Source organism: Clostridium sp. Marseille-Q5894 (assembly GCF_946902305.1).
Classification (GTDB): domain Bacteria; phylum Bacillota_I; class Bacilli_A; order Erysipelotrichales; family Coprobacillaceae; genus Thomasclavelia.
The window spans coordinates 240,846-261,885 of the sequence record NZ_CAMPPT010000004.1; the positions used below are offsets into that span (position 1 = coordinate 240,846).

Here is a 21,040-nt window from a genome sequence, read left to right on the forward strand (position 1 = left end):
TTTAATATGAATCTTTGATTTGAACTTTTTCCTTCACACAAATTATTCCCATCCAAATAAAACTAAATAAAATTAGTGCTATCAACCATAACGGGATCCCCTGGATAACGCAATCTCCAATCAGGATTTCCACAATCACAAATATGCTCACCGCAACTAAAGCAAATTTGTTCATCACAACCGCCTCCTTATTAAATATATGTTTATCCTTACCTTTATTATACATATTTTACAAATTAAATAATATCACTAATTTGTTAAAAAAATGTTAAATATCAGGATTATTGTATATTTAAAAAATCGCTATGATTATTTTACCTCGCTTTTATTTGCGAGATAAACAATTCCTAACATTATCGGTATCAATAATAAAACTCTTCCTCCTGATAGATTAGTACTTTCGCTACCATTGTAAGCCAATAAACTTTTAACATTTATTACACTGATTACTAAACTTGTTGTTACCCCTAATAATTTTTTCACTATAATCACCTCTGTACTTCCATTTTACTTATATAAAGAAAAACAAACTATACATTGGCAATTAAATTTATGTAAAGATTATCCTAAGGCCACATCTAAGATCATCATTACTACAAAGCCAATTGCAAAACCAATAGTTGCAATATTACTATGTCGTCCCTGTGAAGCTTCAGGAATCAATTCCTCAACTACAACATAAACCATTGCTCCAGCTGCAAAAGCTAAAAGATAAGGTAAAACCGGCATGACAAATGATGCCATTAATATGGTAATTCCAGCACCAATTGGTTCTACTATTCCTGAAAGCATCCCATAAATAAATGATTTTGTTTTAGATAATCCTGAACTTTTTAACGGCATTGATATAATTGCTCCTTCAGGAAAGTTTTGAATCGCAATTCCAATCGCTAAAGCTAAAGCTCCTGCACTAGTCACTCCATAACTATTAGATACTACTCCAGCAAAAATAACACCAACCGCCATTCCTTCAGGAATATTATGCATAGTTACTGCTAATACCAGCATTGTAGATTTTTTTAATTGGCTTTCTCGCCCTTCCTTTTCATTATCCAAATGCATATGCGGAATGTTTCGATCTAATAACAACAAAAATATTATTCCCAGTAAAAAACCAACTGTCGCAGGAACAAAAGCCAATTTTCCCATGTTCTCTGACATATCCATTGCGGGAATCAATAATGACCAAACAGAAGCTGCGACCATCACCCCAGATGCAAAACCTAATAATATTTTTTGAACCAAAAGATTAAGTTTATTTTTCATAAAATAGACACAAGCAGCTCCCGCTGTCGTCCCAATAAACGGAATTAAAATTCCAATTAATATTTCCATCTTAACGTTCCTTTCTTTCTAATAATTTATTCCACCCAGCCTGATAAAATTCCTGTAATTCACTTACAAACTTTTCAGCCTGCTTTTTTGACATTTGATGACGTACGATCTCAAATACTCCAAACAAATATGAATGATTTATGATATGACTTAAGTTATCATCAAACCCTTGCCCTTTTAGCTGCTTCACTTTATCATCAACTAAATGATCTAAGTATTTTTCATATTTTGTCTGCTTACTGCAACAAATAATAAGAGTAAAAATTTCAAAATTCTGATAAATGTAATCAATAGCTGTCTTATCTATTCCTTTAACTAAATAGTCATCTTTGAATTTTTTACCAACATCCTCAACTATACTATTAAAAAGTGCTTCTTTATTTTTATAGTAACCATACATTGCTCCAGTTGTTACTCTAGCTGCTTTAGCTATCTTTCTTAACGAAGCAGCCTGATATCCATTATTTAAAAACTCTTGAGTTGCAATATTAACGATCCTTTCTTGTGTTGTCATCTTTACCTCCCAAAATATAACACTGTTATATTTCGTTGATATTCTACAATATAAGACAACTTTAAGCAAATTATATGCGTAAAAATATTTATTTCGAAATATATTTTATACTTACATTATTTATCATCATAATTAAATCTTTAGAATATTAAAATGGGAACGAAATTAGTTCCCATTAATGACTTTATTTTTAAAAGTTAAAACTGATACTTTATAAATAACATAAAATATTACCAAAATTACAACTGCACTAATAACATTTATTATATATAATTCTGTTTTCATCACATTAGCAAGTGCATGAACTGAAAAGTATGATGACACAGTCATTAAAACAAATGGACAATAGTAGGCAAAACGAATCTCATTTTTTATTGATTTGATTAATGTTCGATCATTTATCCCTATTTTTTTCAAAACAGCATAACGTTCTTTATCCCCAAACGCTTCATTACTCAACTTCATAAAAATAATACTTCCACTAGCTAAAATAAATACTAAAAATAGGAAAATACAAATCGAATACATTACTCTTACCCAAGCAATATCACTATCATTAGGATCATTGGCTAAATATCCAACATAATCTGAACTCTCTTGAGTTATACTTTCTAAATAATTTATAGAAGCTTGATAATTATTAGGATCCGTAATTTTATAATTATACATGTAGTATTCTTGACCAGCACTTTTTAATCTTTCATAAACATCATCATTTACTACATATGTGCTGATATTTTCTTGAATTAAACCTAGATATGATTCAGATACTTCTTCTACAATTCGATATGTTTCTTCATTAATTTCAACAGTTGGGTTATTTTCAGAATCTGAAATATCTAATAGATATAATCTTGTTAAATTAATTACTTCATCATCTTTTAATACCGGTAAATTAAATTTTATTTTAGCATCTTTTGCTGCTTGTTTTAATTGACTGTAAGAAACAAGACCATACTGATTATAAATAAATTTAGTTTTAACAGCATCTTTATTTAGTGCTAAATAATTGAAATTATTATGATAGTCGATAGCGTTAGTTTTACTAATTCCTTTCATAATTTCATCTGCGTTTAATGGTTTACTTGACATAATTGAATAAGAATATGTGCTCCTAAAATGTGTGATATTATCATAGCGCTGTTTCATAGCAAATGACGTTGCTAGAACTGTTACCGAACAAATCATTAAAATCGTAACCATTGCATAAGTACGGTAATTCTTTTTTAAACGAAACGCTAGATTATTTATCCATAATACACGTTCTTTTTGATATAAATATTTCTTGTTTTTTGATAAATTTCTGATTATGAAAGGAATTATTCCATTATATAGAAAATAAATACCAACAATAACTAGAACAACTGCATAAAGAATATAAGTAAATGAAGACATATCTCCAACTTGTAAAGCACAATAATAACCACCCACAAGCAATAACAGCCCTACAATTACTTTTAATAGAGAAACAATACCTTTTTCTTCCTTTAACTCATTTTGCTTGGCTGCTGACAACATTTCCAAAACACTGCTTCTTAAAATATTAATATATCCTTTAACAATCATGATAATAAAAATCCCCATAAACAACAATACTGTTATCAATATTGAAGTAATACTTAATGTAAATGATACATCAACACTAATATCTGATATTCTTAATAAAATCATCGTAAACAATTTTGAAAATAATATCCCACTACCAAGACCAATCAATAGCGATAAAACCCCAATCATACTTACTTCAATTACATACATCTTCGCTATATTAGCATTGTCTAATCCCATAAATGTAAAGATTCCAATATCTTTTTTTCGTTGTGATAAAAAAACATTTGTTGCATACCAAATAAAAAAGAAAACAAAAATTATAAGTACAATAGAAATCACTTCAATAATAATTGAAATATACTCATTATTTCGTTCTTTTAAAACATTCATTGCATCAGAAAAAGCAATATTTTGAAAATTAAAAAAAATAAAAATGGCAAATGATAATGAAATGATCAAAGCAATATAGTTCTTAACACTGCGCTTAAAATTTGAATACGCTAATTTAAACAAACTCATATTTGTTCACTTCCCATCGAAACTAGTAAACTTAAAATTTCATCATAGAATTTTTGCCGTGAACCACTATGATTTAAACGACATTTAATTTGCCCATCACTTAACATATATACTTGTTTTGCATAACTTGCACTAAAAGCATCATGTGTTACCATCAAAATGGTAGCATTTTCATTTTTATTAGCATATTTAAGTGATTCCAATAGATCTTTACTTGATTTAGAATCTAATGCTCCAGTTGGTTCATCAGCAAAAATAATTCGTGGTTTAGTAATCAATGCTCGAGCACTTGCACCACGCTGCTTTTGTCCCCCGGATAACTGATAGGGATACTTTTTTAGATGATTACTCAATTTAAATAATGCTGCTATCTGCTTTGTTCTTTCGATTACCTCATCACTTTTTATCCCGTTTAAACTTAATGGCAAAGCAATATTATCCTGCAATGTCATATTATCCAATAGATTATAATCTTGAAAAATAAAACCTATTTTTTCCTGTCTGATCTTTGACAAACGTTTATTATTTACTTTAGTAATATCTTCACCATCAATAAAAATTTGTCCTTGAGTAGGTTTATCTAAAGTAGATAACATATTTAATAATGTTGATTTACCTGCTCCTGAGGGTCCCATAATTGCAATAAAATCATTTTCATAAATATCTAAATTAATATTTTTTAAAACTTTAGTTTGATAATCTTTACCACCGTAGCTTTTAACAAGATTTTTTATTTCTACTACTTTAACCATTTTAATTCCTCCTTAGATTACAACTAAAGTTTATCAATTTTATTATTTAAAATCCTATCGTTTTCATTACAATTGTCTTATCAATCTAACATTTTAGTAATCTACCAAAAAATAATCCGCATTATCTACAAAACACAACTTAAATCGACATCCTTGCGTATAGGCTTCATCAAGTGTTACTTCAATTCCCAGCTTTAAAGCTATCTCTTTAACAAAATACAGTCCCATTCCTGTAGAACGATAATCACCGTCACGAAGATTATGACCAGTAAAACCTCGATCAAAAATATACGGCGCATCTTCCTTAGTAATACCTATTCCATTATCTTCTACCATTAAATACAGACCTCGATCATTTTGTACAACTGTAAAAATTAAACTTGGATTATCTTGACTATATTTTATTGAATTTGTAATAAACTGATCCAACATATATGTTAACCATCTACGATCACTATAAACATATTCATTTTTCACATTTATAACGATTGTAAAATGATCATTGATCAAGAAATATGAATGATGCTTTATCGCTTCTTTTATAACTTGCGATAACAAAATTTTTTCAATCTTAATATCATTTTCTGGATTTCTCAGTTTACTTGACATCAACATTGTATTTAATAATAATTGTAGGCGTTCTATAGTTAAACGCATTTCCTTTTTTAAAATCAAGTCATTAGTTCTCTCATTCATAAGTCGCATAGTTACGATTGGTAATTTAGCTTCATGTGACCAGCGCGAGATATAATCTACCAGTTCCTGCATTTGAATGTTCAAGTTATTAATATTACATTGATAATAATTATTATTTTGTTCTATTATTTCTAGTACCTGATTTGATAAATATCTATCTAATTTATCAGTAGTAATAAAATCATTCATTTTCATCATTCTGTAAACCTGTCGATAGTTTAAATAGTTCCGAATCAACCAGCATCCACTTATAAAAATTAAGATCACATCAAGATAAATCAAATCATTGATATATAAACGGCTTCCACATAAATAAATAAAATAAATATTAATAAACAATAGTAACATAATCCCTATGATCAATGACCTTTTTTGCTCCTTTAAATATCTAATCAATATAATAACCCACTCCTTTTTTAGTCTTAATAATATCTTTGCCCTTAGTTAATTCATTTAATTTATTACGTAATCGTGAAATATGAACTGATAATGTTGCATCGGTGATGAATTCATCGGTATTCCATAACACCATCATCAACTGTTCTCTAGTCACCCAATTTCCACGCTGTTGTATAAGGGTACTCATTATTTTAGCCTCTGATTTAGTTAAATCTAAACCTTGATTTTGATAAATAAAACGTCCGCTAATAACATCATAATATGTATCTTTGTCAAGATACTCTCTTTCTAAATAACGATATTCATAAGTCCGGCGTAACATTGCTTTGATTTTTACTAATAACAATTCTAAATCAAATGGCTTTTCAATATAATCATCGCCACCTGCCGATAAAGCCATGATTTTATCAGCATTTTGTTCACGACTAGAGATAAACAAAATTGGAACAGCTGAACTATTTCTAATCTTTTGACACCAGTAAAAGCCATCATAAAATGGTAAATTAATATCTAATAAAATTAAATCTGGCTGATATTGATTACATGCTTTATTAACATGTTTAAAATCTTTAATACATTCAGCATCAAAATTCCATTTAAGACACAATAATTCTAATTCATGTGCTAAAGCCAGGTCATCTTCAACAATCATAATTTTCATTTCTACCAACTCCTCTATTTATTATACTACTATAAAAAATCCGTTTATAGTTAATTGACAAATCTTACAATTTTGTTATCTTCATCAAATCTATAAAAAAAGTAATAGTTAATCTATCACTTTTTTTACATACTTATAATCAATATCATCACATAACCAAACACCATTATTAGAATAATAAAATATATATCCATCTTTTACCATTGCTTTAGTATCGATTACCAATACTACAGGTAGCCCATGTCTTTTCCCAACACTCTTAGCTGTTTCAACATCTTTAGATAGATGAACATATAAACGTTCCATTTTCTTGATTCCGGACTTTTTTATTTTCTCTAAACTTTTCTTAGCTGTTCCATGATACAACAAGTTTGGCGGAGTTTTTTCTTGTAATTCAACATCCACATTAATTGAATGTCCCTGGTTTGCTCTAATCTTAGTTTGATTCACGTTATATTGATAACGTTTTTTATTATTTGTCTCAACAATTTTATCAAGAATCTCTTTATCAATATAACGACCTGTTTTATTGATTCCTTCAATTAATGCACTAACCTCTGCCCATCCATGATCATCAAGCTCTATACCAATTACTTCAGGCTTATGCCTTAAAATCAAACTTAGATACTTTCCCATTTTAGTTAAATCATTCATCTTTAAACTCTAATTTCATATCATACCAAACTGCTCCACCATGAACAGATTTTGAAACTCCATTATTTATATAACCAAATTTTTCATAAAAAGGGAGTAATTCTTTTTTACAAGTTAATATACATCCTTTTCGTCCTTGATCTCGTGCTTCTTTAATTAAAACTTCCATTAATTTTCCAGCAAAGCCTCTTTTTTGATATTCTGGTAATGTATCTACCCCAAATATAGCCTGATAGTTTCCTTGGGGATTATGTAAATCAGCATTTTCAAACATTTCATCACTAATAGTAACATCATCAGTAACCATACCATTAATAAAACTTATTATTTTATCATCTTTTACTAAAAGCCAAAAATGTTCAGGATAAATTAATAGTCGATTTTTTAAAGATTCTTTTGATGCTGCTTCACTTTCAGGAAAACAAATTGTTTCTATTTTAGTTATCTCTTCTAAATCATTGATTGTTGCTTTACGTATCTTCATAATTACCTTCCTTTTAAAAAGTATAACATAAAAAAATAAATTTTCATATTCATACTAAAATCGTTATTTTTGTAACTTTTATAAAAATCAAAGTTTAACTAGACATTATAGAAAAAAAATGACATAATACAGTCGATTAAAAGGAGGAAAAAATGTCTAAAAAACGTATTATTCAAGTAGAAGAAAAAGTTCCTGGAAAACTGCTACTACCTTTATCATTACAACACATGTTTGCAATGTTTGGAGCTAGTGTTTTAGTGCCATTTTTATTTGGGATAAATCCAGCTATCGTTCTTTTTATGAACGGAATTGGAACATTATTATTTATCTTGATTACTAAAGGAAAGGCCCCAGCTTATTTAGGCTCTAGCTTTGCTTTTATTGCCCCAGCAAACATTGTAATAGCTAAATTTGGATATCCTTATGCTTTAGGAGGATTTGTAGTTGTCGGTTTTTGTGGGTGTGTATTAGCCTTTATAATTAAAAAATGTGGTACCAAATGGATCGACATTGTTTTACCACCAGCGGCTATGGGACCAGTTGTAGCTTTGATTGGTTTAGAGCTTAGTGCTACGGCAGCTAGCAATGCTGGTTTATTAGGTGATAGTATTCAAGCAGCTAACGTTTGGGTATTTTTAATTACTTTAGGTGTAGCTGTTTTGGGAAATATTTGTTTTAGAAAGTTTTTAAGTGTAATACCCATTTTAATTGCTATTATTTGTGGTTATATCTCTGCTATCTGTTTTGGTTTGGTAGATTTTTCAGCTGTCACTAGTGCAAAATTATTTGCTCTTCCTAATTTTACTACCCCAAAATTTGATATTAATGCAATTTTAATGATTTTACCTGTTATTCTTGTTATTACATCTGAACATATCGGTCATCAAGTCGTAACGGGTAAAATTGTAGGTCGTGATTTAATTAAAGAGCCTGGATTACATCGCTCTTTACTAGGTGATAACTTTTCAACAATGATTTCGGGATTAATTGGATCAGTTCCAACAACTACATATGGTGAAAATATTGGAGTAATGGCGATTACAGGTGTATACAGTGTTCAAGTTATTGCTGGTGCTGCAATCATCTCAATTATCTGTTCTTTTGTAGGTCCTCTATCGGCTTTGATTCAAACTATTCCTGGTCCCGTAATTGGTGGAATTAGTTTCCTGCTTTATGGAATGATTGGTACAAGCGGACTTAGAATTTTAGTTGATCAACATGTTGATTATTCAATAAACAAAAATCTTATTTTAACATCTGTAGTTTTCGTAACTGGATTAAGTAGTATTACTTTAAATTTTGGTGGAATTCAGTTAACTGGTATGGTATTAGCTTGTATTGTCGCTATGTTATTATCACTTATTTTCTATATTTTAGAGAAATTTAATTTAACCAATGATTAAAGGCAACGTTTTGTTGCCTTTTTTGTTAGTGAAAATTTTTAAGATAATATTAAAAGACAGAAAATTCTGTCTTTTAATTTAATTAATCTTTTTTCTTTTTAGATACAAATAAGTATCCTAAAGCTGTTAATGAAGCAGCTAAACTGGTTACACCAGCAAAGCTTGTTGCATCACCCGTTTTGATTGCACTATCTTTTACACTTGATTTTACTGAATCTGTATTTAAATCAACTGAATTATTTGAATTTGTAACTAAATTAGCTATTGCTGCCTCAATTGCTGATTGAGCATTAGTAACTTCTTCAACAGTTGCCTCCGGATTTTCAAAAACAGCTTTAACATCACTTAGAGTATTTTGTAAAGCATTCCATGATGCTATCGTATAATTAGCTGAATTTAAGCTTTCAGCTTTATTTATTAATTCATTTAATAAATCTTTATTTGGAATTAATTTTAACTGCAAGAATGCTTTTACTAATTTAGTATAAGTTTCATCTACTTCATCCTGCATTGCATTTTCATCTGCTAATACCTCATTAGCATTATTTAATGCTGTTTCAAAAACTGTCCATGTTACTTTGCTATAATCCGTTTCATTTAAGTTACAGAATTGATCTATAAATGATTGTAATAATTCCTTATCTCCCTTAAAGAATTCTAATTTCCACATTGCATTAGCTAAACGTTCAAATGAAGCTGCTACTGTTTCCTGACTAGCGTTATCATCATTTAAAACAAATTTAGCCTCTTCTAAAGCTTCTTTAAATTCGTTTACTACTGCAGGCACTACATTTTCTAAATCAGCATCAGATACTGCTTCAGCTATTTGTACAGCGATAGATAATGCACTTTTATCAACTGTCTCGCCTGTTGATACTTTCTTTAAATTTGCAAAAGCTGTTTGTAAAGCTTGATAAGCAGCATCTACTTGTTGTTGTGTTGCTGATTCATTAGCTATTATTTCATTTGCACTATCATACGCCGCTTTAAACACTTGATATGTAGCTACGGTATATTTATCAGCTGCCCCGACAGCCATGGTAATATCTGGACTGGTTACATAATTTATTAACTCTTCTTTATTTACTACAGTCTTAACATATTTAATTTTATATGTTTCTGTAGTATTTCCATCTTCAGATCTAACAATAATTTTAACTTCATTATCATATACTGGTAAAACCGTAATTGCTTCATTATTATTGGCAAGAGCTTCAACACTTGGATAATCATTATTTTCTAGGTTAACTGTATAAGTTTTAGTTTCGGCATTATATCCTTCAAAACCATCAAAGTTTTCTATTACTGTACCATTTAATTTTAATTCATCAAGGTTAGCTGTTGAATTAGCTAGTGTTTTTTCAATATAATTATAAACTTCAACTTCTGTTAAACCGATACATTTACCTACTTGAGGTGCTTTTAACCAAATTCTCAACTTACTTGTTGTAACAGGGTTTATAAATCCATATGGTGTATCCCCAGAAAGATATGATACTTGAGTAATATGAGAAGATTCTATTTCCTTCCATTCATTTGTACTACTATCAAAATATTCAAAACGAACATTATCATCACCTGGTAAAACACTATATGCACTGTCTGTAAAATGCCATAGTTTTACATTTTGCATTTTATATTCATTTTGCCATTCTAATTGAACATATGTATCAACAGCTGGACTTTCATCTCTAATTGCCCAGTTAGTCCATCTAGCATTAGTATCGCTACTATTATTAGTAATACCATCATTTAATTTAAGCAATGAATCACTAATTGCTGTCGTTGAAGGTTCACTAGCTACACCATTTTGCATTCTACCATTGGTAAATACTGGAGCATCCACATTATTTACGGAAGCAATGTTAGTAGATTCCGCAACTCCTGGTTCAACTCTGATCGTTGCCTTAACATTTTGGACACTATCCAAAATATTTGCTGTACCATTGATCGTTACGATTCCTTCCGCTGCAAAAGCATTTTCAGGAATATCCCAGTTTACTGGAAATGCTTCACTATATTCACCGTTTTCATAAATACCACGTAATGTTTGTGGCATAGCTGGAGTAACTCCAACATTAGTTACTGTTGAATAACCTTCCATTGCTACAACTTCGCCAATCACATGAATATTTACAGATACAATTGCATCACTATCTTGTAATTTTCCTGTAATTATAAACTCACCAACGCTATTTATTAGCGCTTTATCATAGCTATCCCAATCAATTGTTAAATCTCTAGTTTCACCATTATTATAAGTACCTACTACTGTTTCTGGTAAAATTGGTTCTTGACCAACTGAAACATACATATTCTTAGAAATTTTATAACTTTGTAAATATATATCTCCTTCAATAGCTGTTTGCTTTGTATTTACTGTCACACTTGATGAAGCTAAACCATTAGAACTTGCTGTTAATGTAAATGATCCTTCATTTTTTGTAGACTGAACAATTACCAAAGCTTTACCGTGGAAAGCTTTTCTTGTATTACCTTTATAACTATCAGTATCTGAAGGATCTCCGTTATCAACACCAACTATTTTTCCTTCACCTTCTATGTCAAAAGTAATTCTATCGTTAGCACCAGCTACTACATTATTATTTGCATCTTTTACATCTACAGTTATATAAGATAAGCTGCTTCCATCAGCAGTTATTTCAGTTTTATCTGCATAAGCATCTAATTTAGTTGCATCACCATTGGTTGATACACTATCTCTACCTTCAGTATCACTAATTAAATTACCATCTTCATCATAAGCTTTAGCACTCAACTTTCCAGCTGCCCAGGCAACTTTAAAACTTGGATAAAATTCACCACTAGAAAATGTTTGATATGTGTATCCTAAAGCAGTTGTATGCTTAGTCGCTGTATCCTCAGCAATTTTTTCATCATTTAAATATAATTCTACTTTAGCAGCATTTGTAAATACATCTACTTTGATCTTACCACTTGAATCTTTAACTATTTCATTATTGTTCCAAGTTGACATTAAATGTAAAGTAGTACTATTTTCATCCCATAAACTCTTATATAAATAATATGTGTCTTTTGCAAATCCTGCAGTATCGACGATACCAAAATAAGATGAATTCGGTTTTGCTCCTTGACCACTTACACTACCAGTTCCTACTCCATTCCATGGTGTTGGTTCGCCAATATAATCGAATCCTGTCCAAACGAATTCACCGGCATTAAAATCATTTTGGATTACAAAACTCCACGCATCACTTGCTGAATGACCCCAACCTACCTTGGCTTCATCATTATCATATTCTGACATTTGAAGATTAGTGTTATCTCTACCAGTAACATTATAAACACCACGACTATGAATTGAACTTGCTGTTTCTGAACCATATAACGGCCAGTTAGGATAAGCGTTATGCATAGAAACAGTTTGACTATTACTAGCATAATTCATTCCCACAACACCACCTGATTCATAAATCAATTGATTGATTTGACTGATTATTGCACTAGGATTAGTATTTTTACGATTATCTCCATTAGTAATTGGGCGTGATGTATCTACTTCTTGAATCCAGTTAATAATATTTCTAGCTACATCTACATAATGAGTTGTGCTGCCAGAAACACCTTCATCAATTTCATTTCCAATTGACCACATAATTACACTAGGATCATTTTTTGCTCCATCTACCATAGCTTTAACATCAAATTCGCCCCACTGCATTCCCGCTTCACCGTTAATAATTTGATTATCTGCAGTAATCGTTTCTTCAAAATGGGCAGTATAGTCATTAACATTTCCATTTTTATATTCTGTCCAGCCATCAAAAGCTTCATTAATAACAAGAATTCCATATTCATTACAAATATCTAATAAAGCTGAAGCGGCAGGATTATGGGTAACACGAATTGCATTACATCCCATTTCTTTTAAAATTTTTACTTGTCGTTCAATAGCGTCTCGATTAGCAACTGCTCCTAAGGCTCCTTGATCATGGTGCATACATACACCTTTTAATTTCATGTTTTCACCATTCAATGAAAAACCAGTGTTATTATCAAAATTATAATAACGGAAGCCATAATCAGTTTCATATGTATCTAAAACTTCATTTCCATCTACTATTTCTGTCTTCAATGTATACATATTTGCATCATCAACTGACCACAATTCTGGTGATTCTATTTCGACGATCTGTTTTACATCTTGACTATCATCTGCTGCTATTTCAACTTGGCTAGAAGTTGTATTACTAGCTGCTTGACCAAATTCATCGAACAACGTATTTTTTACAGTCACTGTTTTATTAACGCTGCTATCATTTTCTACTGTTGTTGTTACATCAACTTCTACAGTTTTATCCTTATTTGTCTCTAAATCTTTAGCAACGATTTGTGTGCCGTTATATCCAACATGTACTTCATCAGTAACTGTTAAAGTTACATCTCGATAAATTCCACTTCCAGAATACCATCTACTGCTTGGAATTTTATTGTTTGTTTTTACAACTAAAACATTTTCTGTCTTACCATCAAAAACCAATTCATCCGTAAGATCGAAAGCAAATGCTGTATATCCATATGGATGTTCACCTAATTTCTTTCCATTTAAATAAACCTCCGCATTCATATAAGCACCATCAAATTCAACCATAAGCTGTTTGCCTTGATATTTTTCTGGTACAACAAAAGTCTTACGATACCATCCTATACCTCCTGGTAAAAATCCACTTTCAGCTTCTCCGCTTGTAGTAAATTCCTGATCAATACTATAATCATGAGGCAAATTAACATTTTCCCATGATGTATCATTGAAATCTACATTTTGTGCATTAGTGACATCACCGCGATGAAATTTCCAATTTTCATTGAATAAAGTAGAACGTTCACCTTCTCCAATGATGTCAACAAATACATCTTCAGGAGTAGACTGTGTAATGCTTGCATCGGGTTTAGCTAGAATGTTGACTGGAGCTACAGATAATAATAATGTAGCTGTTAGTGCTGCTGAAATCTTCTTGTCCCAACTTTTTTTCATTTTTTTCCTCCTTTTCCAATATCCCATAAATATCTTTTATTATTGCACATTTAAATCCTACCACGTAAAAGCTTTTTTAACAACAGTTTTAGTAATTTTTTACTTAAAATATCACTAAGATTTAGTAATTAAATACTATGTTACAATAAATTTTATATTTTTAGATTATCTCGTTGATATTGAGGATAGTTAGTTGTAAAATTTTAATATCTTAAAATATTTTTATTTGCTATATATTAACCACATGTAAATATTTAGTTAACTGCTTAATTTTTCTTGATAAATTTTTGGATAAATATTATTTTGATGTTATATAGAGGAGGATATAATAAAATGTATAAATGTAGAGAAAATAGAGAGCTGTCTTGGTTAAAATTCAATGATCGCGTTTTAATGCAGGCAAAGGATTCTAAAGTACCACTAGGAGAAAAACTTAGCTTTATTTCAATATTCCAATCAAATCTTGATGAATTTTTTATGGTTAGAATTGGTTCTTTATATGATCAAATGCTTTTTTATCCAGCATCAAAAGATAATAAAACAGGAATGACAGGAGAAGAACAGTTAAAAGCGTGTTTAAAAAGAATAACTTATTTAAATAAGAAAAAAGATCGTATTTACCATAATATCATGAGTGAATTAGAGAATTATGGCTGGGGAATTGTTAAATTTCGCCAATTGAAAAACAAAGAGGATCGTAAATATTTTGAAAATTATTTTTATCAAGAAATCTTACCTTTAATTTCACCGCAAGTAGTATCAAAAAGACAACCCTTTCCTTTTTTAAATAATCGTGAATTATATATTATCGTTCAATTAGAATCTAAAAAAGGTAAACGTAAAATGGGAATAATTTCCTGTGGTAATGCTATGGACAATCGAATACTGGCTGTTCCAAATATGCAAGGTAAGTTTATTTTGGTAGAAGATATAATTTTGCATTTTGTCTCTAAAATATTTGCTAAATATACTATTAAAAATAAAGCATTTATAAGAGTTACAAGAAGTGCGGATATAGATGAAGATGATCATTCATTAGAAGGACATGAAGATTATCGTGAAATGATGGAAACTTTAATTAAACAAAGAAGAAAATTATGTCCTATACGATTAGAAATGTCAGAAGGATTAGAAGAATTAGAAATTTTAATGTTGATGAATTTCTTAAATTTGAAAAAGAATCAAATATATATTTCTAGTGCACCACTTGATTTAAAATTCATCAGTGAATTAAGAGATCACTTGAAATTTATGCATCCCCAAATGTTTTATAAAAAACTAGAAGCTAAAAATAGTCCATCGGTAGAAAACCGGATTCCAATGATAAAACAAATATTAAAGAAAGATATTTTACTTGCATATCCATTTGAATCCATGTCACCATTTTTAAGATTATTAGATGAAGCTAGTCTAGATCCTAGTGTTGCTAGTATTAAGATGACATTATATCGAGTAGCCAAGAATTCTAAAATCGTTAAATCTTTAATTAAAGCTGCTGAAAATGGTAAAGAGGTAGTTGTTCTAGTAGAATTAAGAGCACGATTTGATGAAGAAAATAATATTGACTGGTCTAAGCGTCTAGAAGAATCTGGATGTCGTGTTATATATGGTCTAGATGGTTTAAAAGTTCATTCAAAATTATGTTTGATAACTTGCAAAAACAGTCATGGTATTCAATATGTATGCCAAATAGGAACCGGTAATTATAATGAAAATACTGCTAAATTATATACCGATCTGTCTTTAATGACATCTAATCGCGAAATCGGCGAAGAAATTAATGCTATTTTTAATCATTTAAGTCTTGGAGAAACTGAAAATCAAGTTAACTACTTGATGGTTGCTCCTAACTGTATGATTACAAAAATATTTGAGTATATTGATGAACAAATTGCTTTAGCTAAAGCTGGTAAAGATAGTTATATCGGTTTTAAATGTAATTCAATTACTAGTAAACAAATGATCGACAAATTAATTGAGGCTAGCCAGGCTGGAGTTAAAATTGATATGATCGTTAGAGGAATTTGTTGTATTATTCCTGGAATAAAAGATTACACTGAAAACATTCGTATTATTTCAATTGTAGGACGATACTTAGAACATTCGCGAATTTATATTTTTGGTACTGGAGAAGACCAAAAAATATATATTTCTTCTGCTGATTTAATGACAAGAAATCTTTCTCGTAGAGTTGAAGTAGCAGCTCCTATTTTAGATGAAAAAATAAAAAAGAGAATTATTTTCATGTTTAATACGATGTTACAAGATAATGTTAAGGCATATGAGTTATTAGCAGACAGTACGTATAAACGTATTAAAAATAAATTGCCAGAACTTAATAGTCAGGAATATTTCTTTAAATAGACGTTAATATTAGTTTATACATTTTTTAAAAGGAGTGATTATATGCGCATAGGTATACTAACAAGTGGTGGTGATTGTCAATCTTTAAATGCTACAATGAGAGGTTTAGTTAAAACCTTATATCAAAATGTTAAAGATCTTGAAATCATTGGTTTTTTATCTGGATATAAAGGATTGATGTTTGGTGACTATAAAATTATGAAACCAAGTGACTTTTCCGGCATCATTAATATCGGTGGAACTATTTTAGGAACATCAAGATGTCCATTTAAGAAAATGCAAGTAATTGAAAATGGATTTAATAAAGTAGAGGCAATGATTCAAGCATACAAGAAACTTAAATTAGATTGTTTAGTTGTTTTAGGTGGGAATGGATCTTTAAAGTCGGCTAATTTATTGGCTCAAAATGGTTTGAATATTATTGCTCTTCCTAAAACTATCGATAATGATACTTGGGGAACTGATTATACTTTTGGCTATCAATCAGCCATTGATATTGCAACTAATTACCTTGATCAAATCCATACTACCGCAGCTAGTCATAATCGAATTTTTATCGTTGAAATTATGGGCCATAAAGTGGGGCATATCTGTCTTGCAGCAGGAATTGCTTCTGGAGCAGATGTAATCTTATTACCTGAAATTCCTTATGAAATTGAAAAAATAGCTGCAGCAATAAAACAACGTGAAATGACAGGAAAAAATTTCACTATTATCGCTTGTGCTGAAGGTGCTATTTCTAAAGCAGAAGCTGCCCTTACTAAGAAACAATATAAATTAAAAGTTGCTGCACGTGAAGGACATTCGGTTGTCTATGATATTGCCAAACAGCTAAGTCATTATACTGATAGCGAGATAAGGGTGTCTTGTGTGGGTCATGTACAACGCGGTGGTAACCCTTGTCCATATGATCGCTTAATGGCAACACGTTTTGGTATTGAAGGTGCTAGTTTGATTATGAATAACGACTTTGGTAAATTAGTAGTATATAAGGATAATTCTGTTACTGCTATTCCTTTAATTGAATCTGCAGGTAAATTAAAATATGTTGATGTTAATAGTGAAGAAGTTAATCAAGCTAGATTATTAGGTATTTCGTTTGGAGACTAAATATATTAATTAACTACGAAGATGATCGTAGTTAATTTTATTGACTCTTTGTATTATTTGTATTAAAATAAATAATACAAAGAGGCGGTTTATATGTTACTTATAATTATAAGTATTGTGTTTATTAATATTGTTTTTTATTATTCTTCGAAAAGAGATGCAAAGTATAAAGAAGGACTATTATTTTTAGTTACTTTACCTGATTATGCTCTTGAATCTGTACCCGTACAACAAGTAATATCACGTTATAACAAACGTCTTAATTTAATGTTTATTTGCAGTTTTATATTACCAGTTATATTTATTTTATTAGCAAAATTACTTTCACCATTTTTATTTTTGTTGTTTCTTATAATTGTCATTTTTATAAATATTTTCATTCTTCAAATTCCTTTTAAAGAAGCTCGTAATAAATTATTAGAAATAAAAAAAGAAAATAATTGGCTTGTTTTAAGTGATAAATCATATAAAGTCGATTTACAGCTTTCTTCATCAATGGAAAAACATTCGTTTGGTTTACAACGTTATATAATCGTTCTTTTAATTGATCTTTTTACAATTATCTTAATGGTCAAATATGATGCTGATATAACGATGTATCCATATATGTTTTTACAAATACTAGTATTATTGATTGGTTTATTATTTATAAAAAAACAAGCCAATCAAACCTTTTGTGATAATTCTGAAGCTAACATAACAATTAATCTATTACGAAAAAATACTTTTTATGACTGCTTTTTCTTTTTGATTTTATGTGATTCGCTATTTAATTTAGTAATACAGCTTTATCTTTTAGAAAAATTAACTTTCATATATCTTTTTATCTCTATTCTACTTTCATTAATTTCAATAATTATTACATTATATAAAGTTCATGACTATCGCAATAAAAAAGCAAATATTCTTTTACACTTCAAAGAAACTAATTATACTATCAGTGATGATGATTGTTGGAAAATAGGTATATTTGGTCCTGTCTATTATAATCCTTATGATCCAAGAACACTTATTTCTATGCCTGGTGGCAGTCAACTTACTTTTAATACAGCTAAAAAAAGCTATCGCTATTTTGTTGGGGGAATTATTTTAACTATTATTGTTTTTTTAACTTGGTTGTTTGGCTATCCTTATTATTTAGATCTAACTAATAATTTAGTTGATTTATCATTACAAAATAATGAAATTATTATTTCAAGTCAGTTTTATCATCATGTTATAGATACTAGTAATATTGAAAAGATTGAAATCTCAAATGATTTAGGTAAAGGTATAAGAACAAATGGTAGTGATACCGGTATTTATGCTAAAGGGAATTATGAATTTAATAAATATGGGAAATGTTATGTTTATTTAGCTAGTTTGCATGATTGCTATATCGTTATTTACACTAGTGATAAAACGTATATAATTAATGATGATAGAATTGATGATACTAAAAAATTTTACAATAAATTATTAGAGGTGATTGAACATGATAATTAATTTAAATTATAATAGTGATATTCCTATATATATCCAGCTGCGAAATGAAATTGTAAGAGGGATTGGAAACGGGCAATTTAAATATGGTGAGTCGTTACCAACAGTTAGAAGTTTAGCTAATGATCTTCATGTTAATAATATGACCGTTAATAAAGCATATGCTTTATTAAAACAAGAGGGATATATTTGTATTGATCGCCGCCATGGAGCCAAAGTTTTTCCTAGTTCAAATATATCAACTGATTTTAAAGATCGTATTTTTAGTGACTTACAACTACTTGGCAGTGAGGCAATCGTTAAAGGAATGGAAAAAGATGATTTTCTTAGTTTATGCAAAGAAATGATTCAACAATTGCAATATGAAACAAAATTAAGTAAATAAAAAAGGAGAAGTATATGGATAAAAAAGAAATATTATCGTTTTTAGACAACGATTTTGTAATAAATGGGGTGTTTTATTCTTATGAAAACATCCCTAGTCAAATAGGTAATGCAATATATACTTTTGGCAGTAACGATATTACAGATATAATTGCTTTTATTGACTGTAGTGAAAATAAAGATGGTAGTTTAGGAATGATTTTTACTAACAAAAATATTTATTTTTTACTTAATGAATCAGGTATTATTAATTATGACGAAATCATCAAGTTAGAATATAAAAAAAATACTAGTATTAGTTATATTGCTACTAAAGATCGTCAATATAATTTTGATAATTCTTTTATTAATTCTAAAAAATTTATTGATTTACTTTCAAAAATAACTTCTATAGAAACAAAAATGATTTTGACATCTCATGAAAAAGTTATTTATTATACTACCATTGTTTTAAATGATCTTTTAAATGATGAATATGAGGATATTGTTTTATCAAATCAGCAACAACAAAGAATTCAAGAATTTTTTTATAATTTTGAATTAATTAATAAATTGGACCAGGAAAATTATGATTTAGAAGTTGAGCTTTTATGTAATCAAGCATTAGATTTTTTTGATGAATTAGAATTAGATAGCGAAGAAATCGATGTTTTATTAGAACTTCAAAAACAGTTTGAAGAAAAAAAACAGCAAGAAGATGAAATGCTTGAAGGAGCTAAAAAATACTATGATGATATGATGAATAAATATAATAATGGAGATTCTTCAATGTTTGATCAAGTGAAAAGTATAATGCATGGTTTGGGAATCAATGAAAAAGATATGGAAAATAAATCTCCTGAAGAATTAAATCAATATATTGAAGATTTATGTACGCGTTTTGGTATTTCTAAAAGTCAAATTGAAGCTCTTGCAAAAAAATTTAAATTATAAATTATAATTTGTCTTCTTTTATATACTTATTATCATTATCCAAATGATCAATTAATATATGATATTAAAAAAGATCTTTATGCTATACTAAAATATCATAAAAATCTTTTTTTACATACATCAAAAAAACTAATACATAACCCTATTTCTTATAAATTTTTACATATTTGTTTCATTATTAAATTGTTAGACAATATTTATAAAGGTAACTAGTCTAGTGTTACGTCCACTCTAAAAACGAGAAAACATTCTTTACCTTTTTGCATTTGATACAATGCTTCTCGATTTACAAGCAGATCATAACATGTAACCTGCTTAATTTTAAGTATGACTATTTTGGACAGTTTTATACAAAGAATATTTTTATGCATCCACTTGTATAACAATCACTTATAATGGCTCAAAATAAAAGGCATGTGCTTTTTGATAAATAGACTCATAATTACGATATTTATTAAAATATTGCACATGCTATTTTATTAATATGTTTTTGATTACAAAATTCAAATTATCTTGATTTTACCTCTATTTATTACGTTGTTTCATCTATTTCTTGAACCTATTTTTCTTGACAATATTCAAACATTCCCTTTTTATCGGCATTTTTTTATAGCACTATTTTTATTTATCATTTTCATGGAAAATCAACGATATTTATTTATTCCTATATAGTGAGTATAAGAGGACTATGTGAGATTCAAATCCAAAAAAAGTATTAAATGGGAATAGATAATCTAAAATGTTCAATCACTCCATGTAAATTTTCGAAGCATTCTCATTGT

Annotated in this window: 17 protein-coding genes; 6 read left to right on the forward strand and 11 right to left on the reverse strand. The window is 29.2% G+C overall.

All coding sequences use genetic code 11. From position 1 onward, the window contains the following. Position 1 precedes the first annotated feature (1 nt). The 10 genes from OC535_RS08230 to OC535_RS08275 all read right to left on the reverse strand — a co-directional run bounded on the left by OC535_RS08230 (position 2) and on the right by OC535_RS08275 (position 7,565). Complete coding sequence (locus tag OC535_RS08230; protein ID WP_227052777.1) at positions 2-175, reverse strand: hypothetical protein; 174 nt, start codon at positions 173-175, stop codon at positions 2-4. A gap of 134 nt (positions 176-309) precedes the next feature. Continuing rightward, on the reverse strand, positions 310-483 hold the full coding sequence (locus tag OC535_RS08235) for a hypothetical protein (protein ID WP_155855634.1): 174 nt from the start codon (positions 481-483) through the stop codon (positions 310-312). Positions 484-561: 78 nt separating this feature from the next. Continuing rightward, positions 562-1,335 (reverse strand): ZIP family metal transporter, encoded by a 774-nt coding sequence (locus OC535_RS08240; RefSeq protein ID WP_024722799.1) that lies wholly within the window; start codon positions 1,333-1,335, stop codon positions 562-564. Position 1,336: 1 nt separating this feature from the next. Next, on the reverse strand, positions 1,337-1,849 hold the full coding sequence (locus OC535_RS08245; RefSeq protein WP_498823556.1) for a TetR/AcrR family transcriptional regulator: 513 nt from the start codon (positions 1,847-1,849) through the stop codon (positions 1,337-1,339). A gap of 165 nt (positions 1,850-2,014) precedes the next feature. Next, positions 2,015-3,919 carry an FtsX-like permease family protein gene (locus OC535_RS08250; RefSeq protein ID WP_498823557.1) on the reverse strand — a complete coding sequence of 635 codons (1,905 nt, stop codon included), beginning with the start codon at positions 3,917-3,919 and terminating at the stop codon, positions 2,015-2,017. Further along, a complete protein-coding gene (locus OC535_RS08255; protein WP_498823558.1) occupies positions 3,916-4,671 on the reverse strand; it encodes an ABC transporter ATP-binding protein in 756 nt (251 codons plus the stop codon). Before OC535_RS08255 ends, OC535_RS08250 begins: the two co-directional genes overlap by 4 nt. Before the next feature lie 93 nt (positions 4,672-4,764). Beyond that, the gene (locus tag OC535_RS08260; protein ID WP_227052781.1) at positions 4,765-5,562 is read right to left on the reverse strand and encodes a sensor histidine kinase; all 798 of its coding nucleotides are present in this window, start codon (positions 5,560-5,562) and stop codon (positions 4,765-4,767) included. Between the two features lie 193 nt (positions 5,563-5,755). Further along, on the reverse strand, positions 5,756-6,427 hold the full coding sequence (locus tag OC535_RS08265) for a response regulator transcription factor (RefSeq protein ID WP_498823559.1): 672 nt from the start codon (positions 6,425-6,427) through the stop codon (positions 5,756-5,758). A gap of 108 nt (positions 6,428-6,535) precedes the next feature. Next, on the reverse strand, positions 6,536-7,081 hold the full coding sequence (locus tag OC535_RS08270; protein ID WP_498823560.1) for an RNA 2'-phosphotransferase: 546 nt from the start codon (positions 7,079-7,081) through the stop codon (positions 6,536-6,538). Continuing rightward, on the reverse strand, positions 7,074-7,565 hold the full coding sequence (locus OC535_RS08275; protein WP_024722872.1) for a GNAT family N-acetyltransferase: 492 nt from the start codon (positions 7,563-7,565) through the stop codon (positions 7,074-7,076). The genes OC535_RS08270 and OC535_RS08275 overlap by 8 nt, the downstream gene beginning before the upstream one ends. A 152-nt stretch (positions 7,566-7,717) precedes the next feature. Here OC535_RS08275 and uraA point away from each other — a divergent pair, with 152 nt between their 5' ends. Then, positions 7,718-8,968, forward strand: coding sequence for a uracil permease (uraA, locus tag OC535_RS08280; RefSeq protein ID WP_227052784.1), 1,251 nt, complete (start codon positions 7,718-7,720; stop codon positions 8,966-8,968). Positions 8,969-9,050: 82 nt separating this feature from the next. On the opposite strand, the gene OC535_RS08285 is transcribed toward uraA, so the two are convergent. After that, the gene (locus OC535_RS08285; protein WP_498823561.1) at positions 9,051-13,985 is read right to left on the reverse strand and encodes a glycoside hydrolase family 2 TIM barrel-domain containing protein; all 4,935 of its coding nucleotides are present in this window, start codon (positions 13,983-13,985) and stop codon (positions 9,051-9,053) included. Positions 13,986-14,318: 333 nt separating this feature from the next. Here OC535_RS08285 and ppk1 point away from each other — a divergent pair, with 333 nt between their 5' ends. The 5 genes from ppk1 to OC535_RS08310 all read left to right on the forward strand — a co-directional run bounded on the left by ppk1 (position 14,319) and on the right by OC535_RS08310 (position 20,258). After that, positions 14,319-16,349: a polyphosphate kinase 1 gene (gene ppk1 / locus OC535_RS08290; protein WP_498823562.1), complete on the forward strand. Its 2,031-nt coding sequence runs from the start codon at positions 14,319-14,321 to the stop codon at positions 16,347-16,349. Positions 16,350-16,391: 42 nt separating this feature from the next. Next, a complete protein-coding gene (locus tag OC535_RS08295; protein ID WP_498823563.1) occupies positions 16,392-17,459 on the forward strand; it encodes a 6-phosphofructokinase in 1,068 nt (355 codons plus the stop codon). A 93-nt stretch (positions 17,460-17,552) separates the two neighbouring features. After that, positions 17,553-18,944, forward strand: coding sequence for a PH domain-containing protein (locus tag OC535_RS08300; RefSeq protein WP_498823564.1), 1,392 nt, complete (start codon positions 17,553-17,555; stop codon positions 18,942-18,944). Next, complete coding sequence (locus OC535_RS08305; protein ID WP_024721566.1) at positions 18,934-19,326, forward strand: GntR family transcriptional regulator; 393 nt, start codon at positions 18,934-18,936, stop codon at positions 19,324-19,326. The genes OC535_RS08300 and OC535_RS08305 overlap by 11 nt, the downstream gene beginning before the upstream one ends. A gap of 14 nt (positions 19,327-19,340) precedes the next feature. Beyond that, positions 19,341-20,258 (forward strand): hypothetical protein, encoded by a 918-nt coding sequence (locus OC535_RS08310; protein WP_498823565.1) that lies wholly within the window; start codon positions 19,341-19,343, stop codon positions 20,256-20,258. The last annotated feature ends 782 nt before the right edge of the window (positions 20,259-21,040 follow it).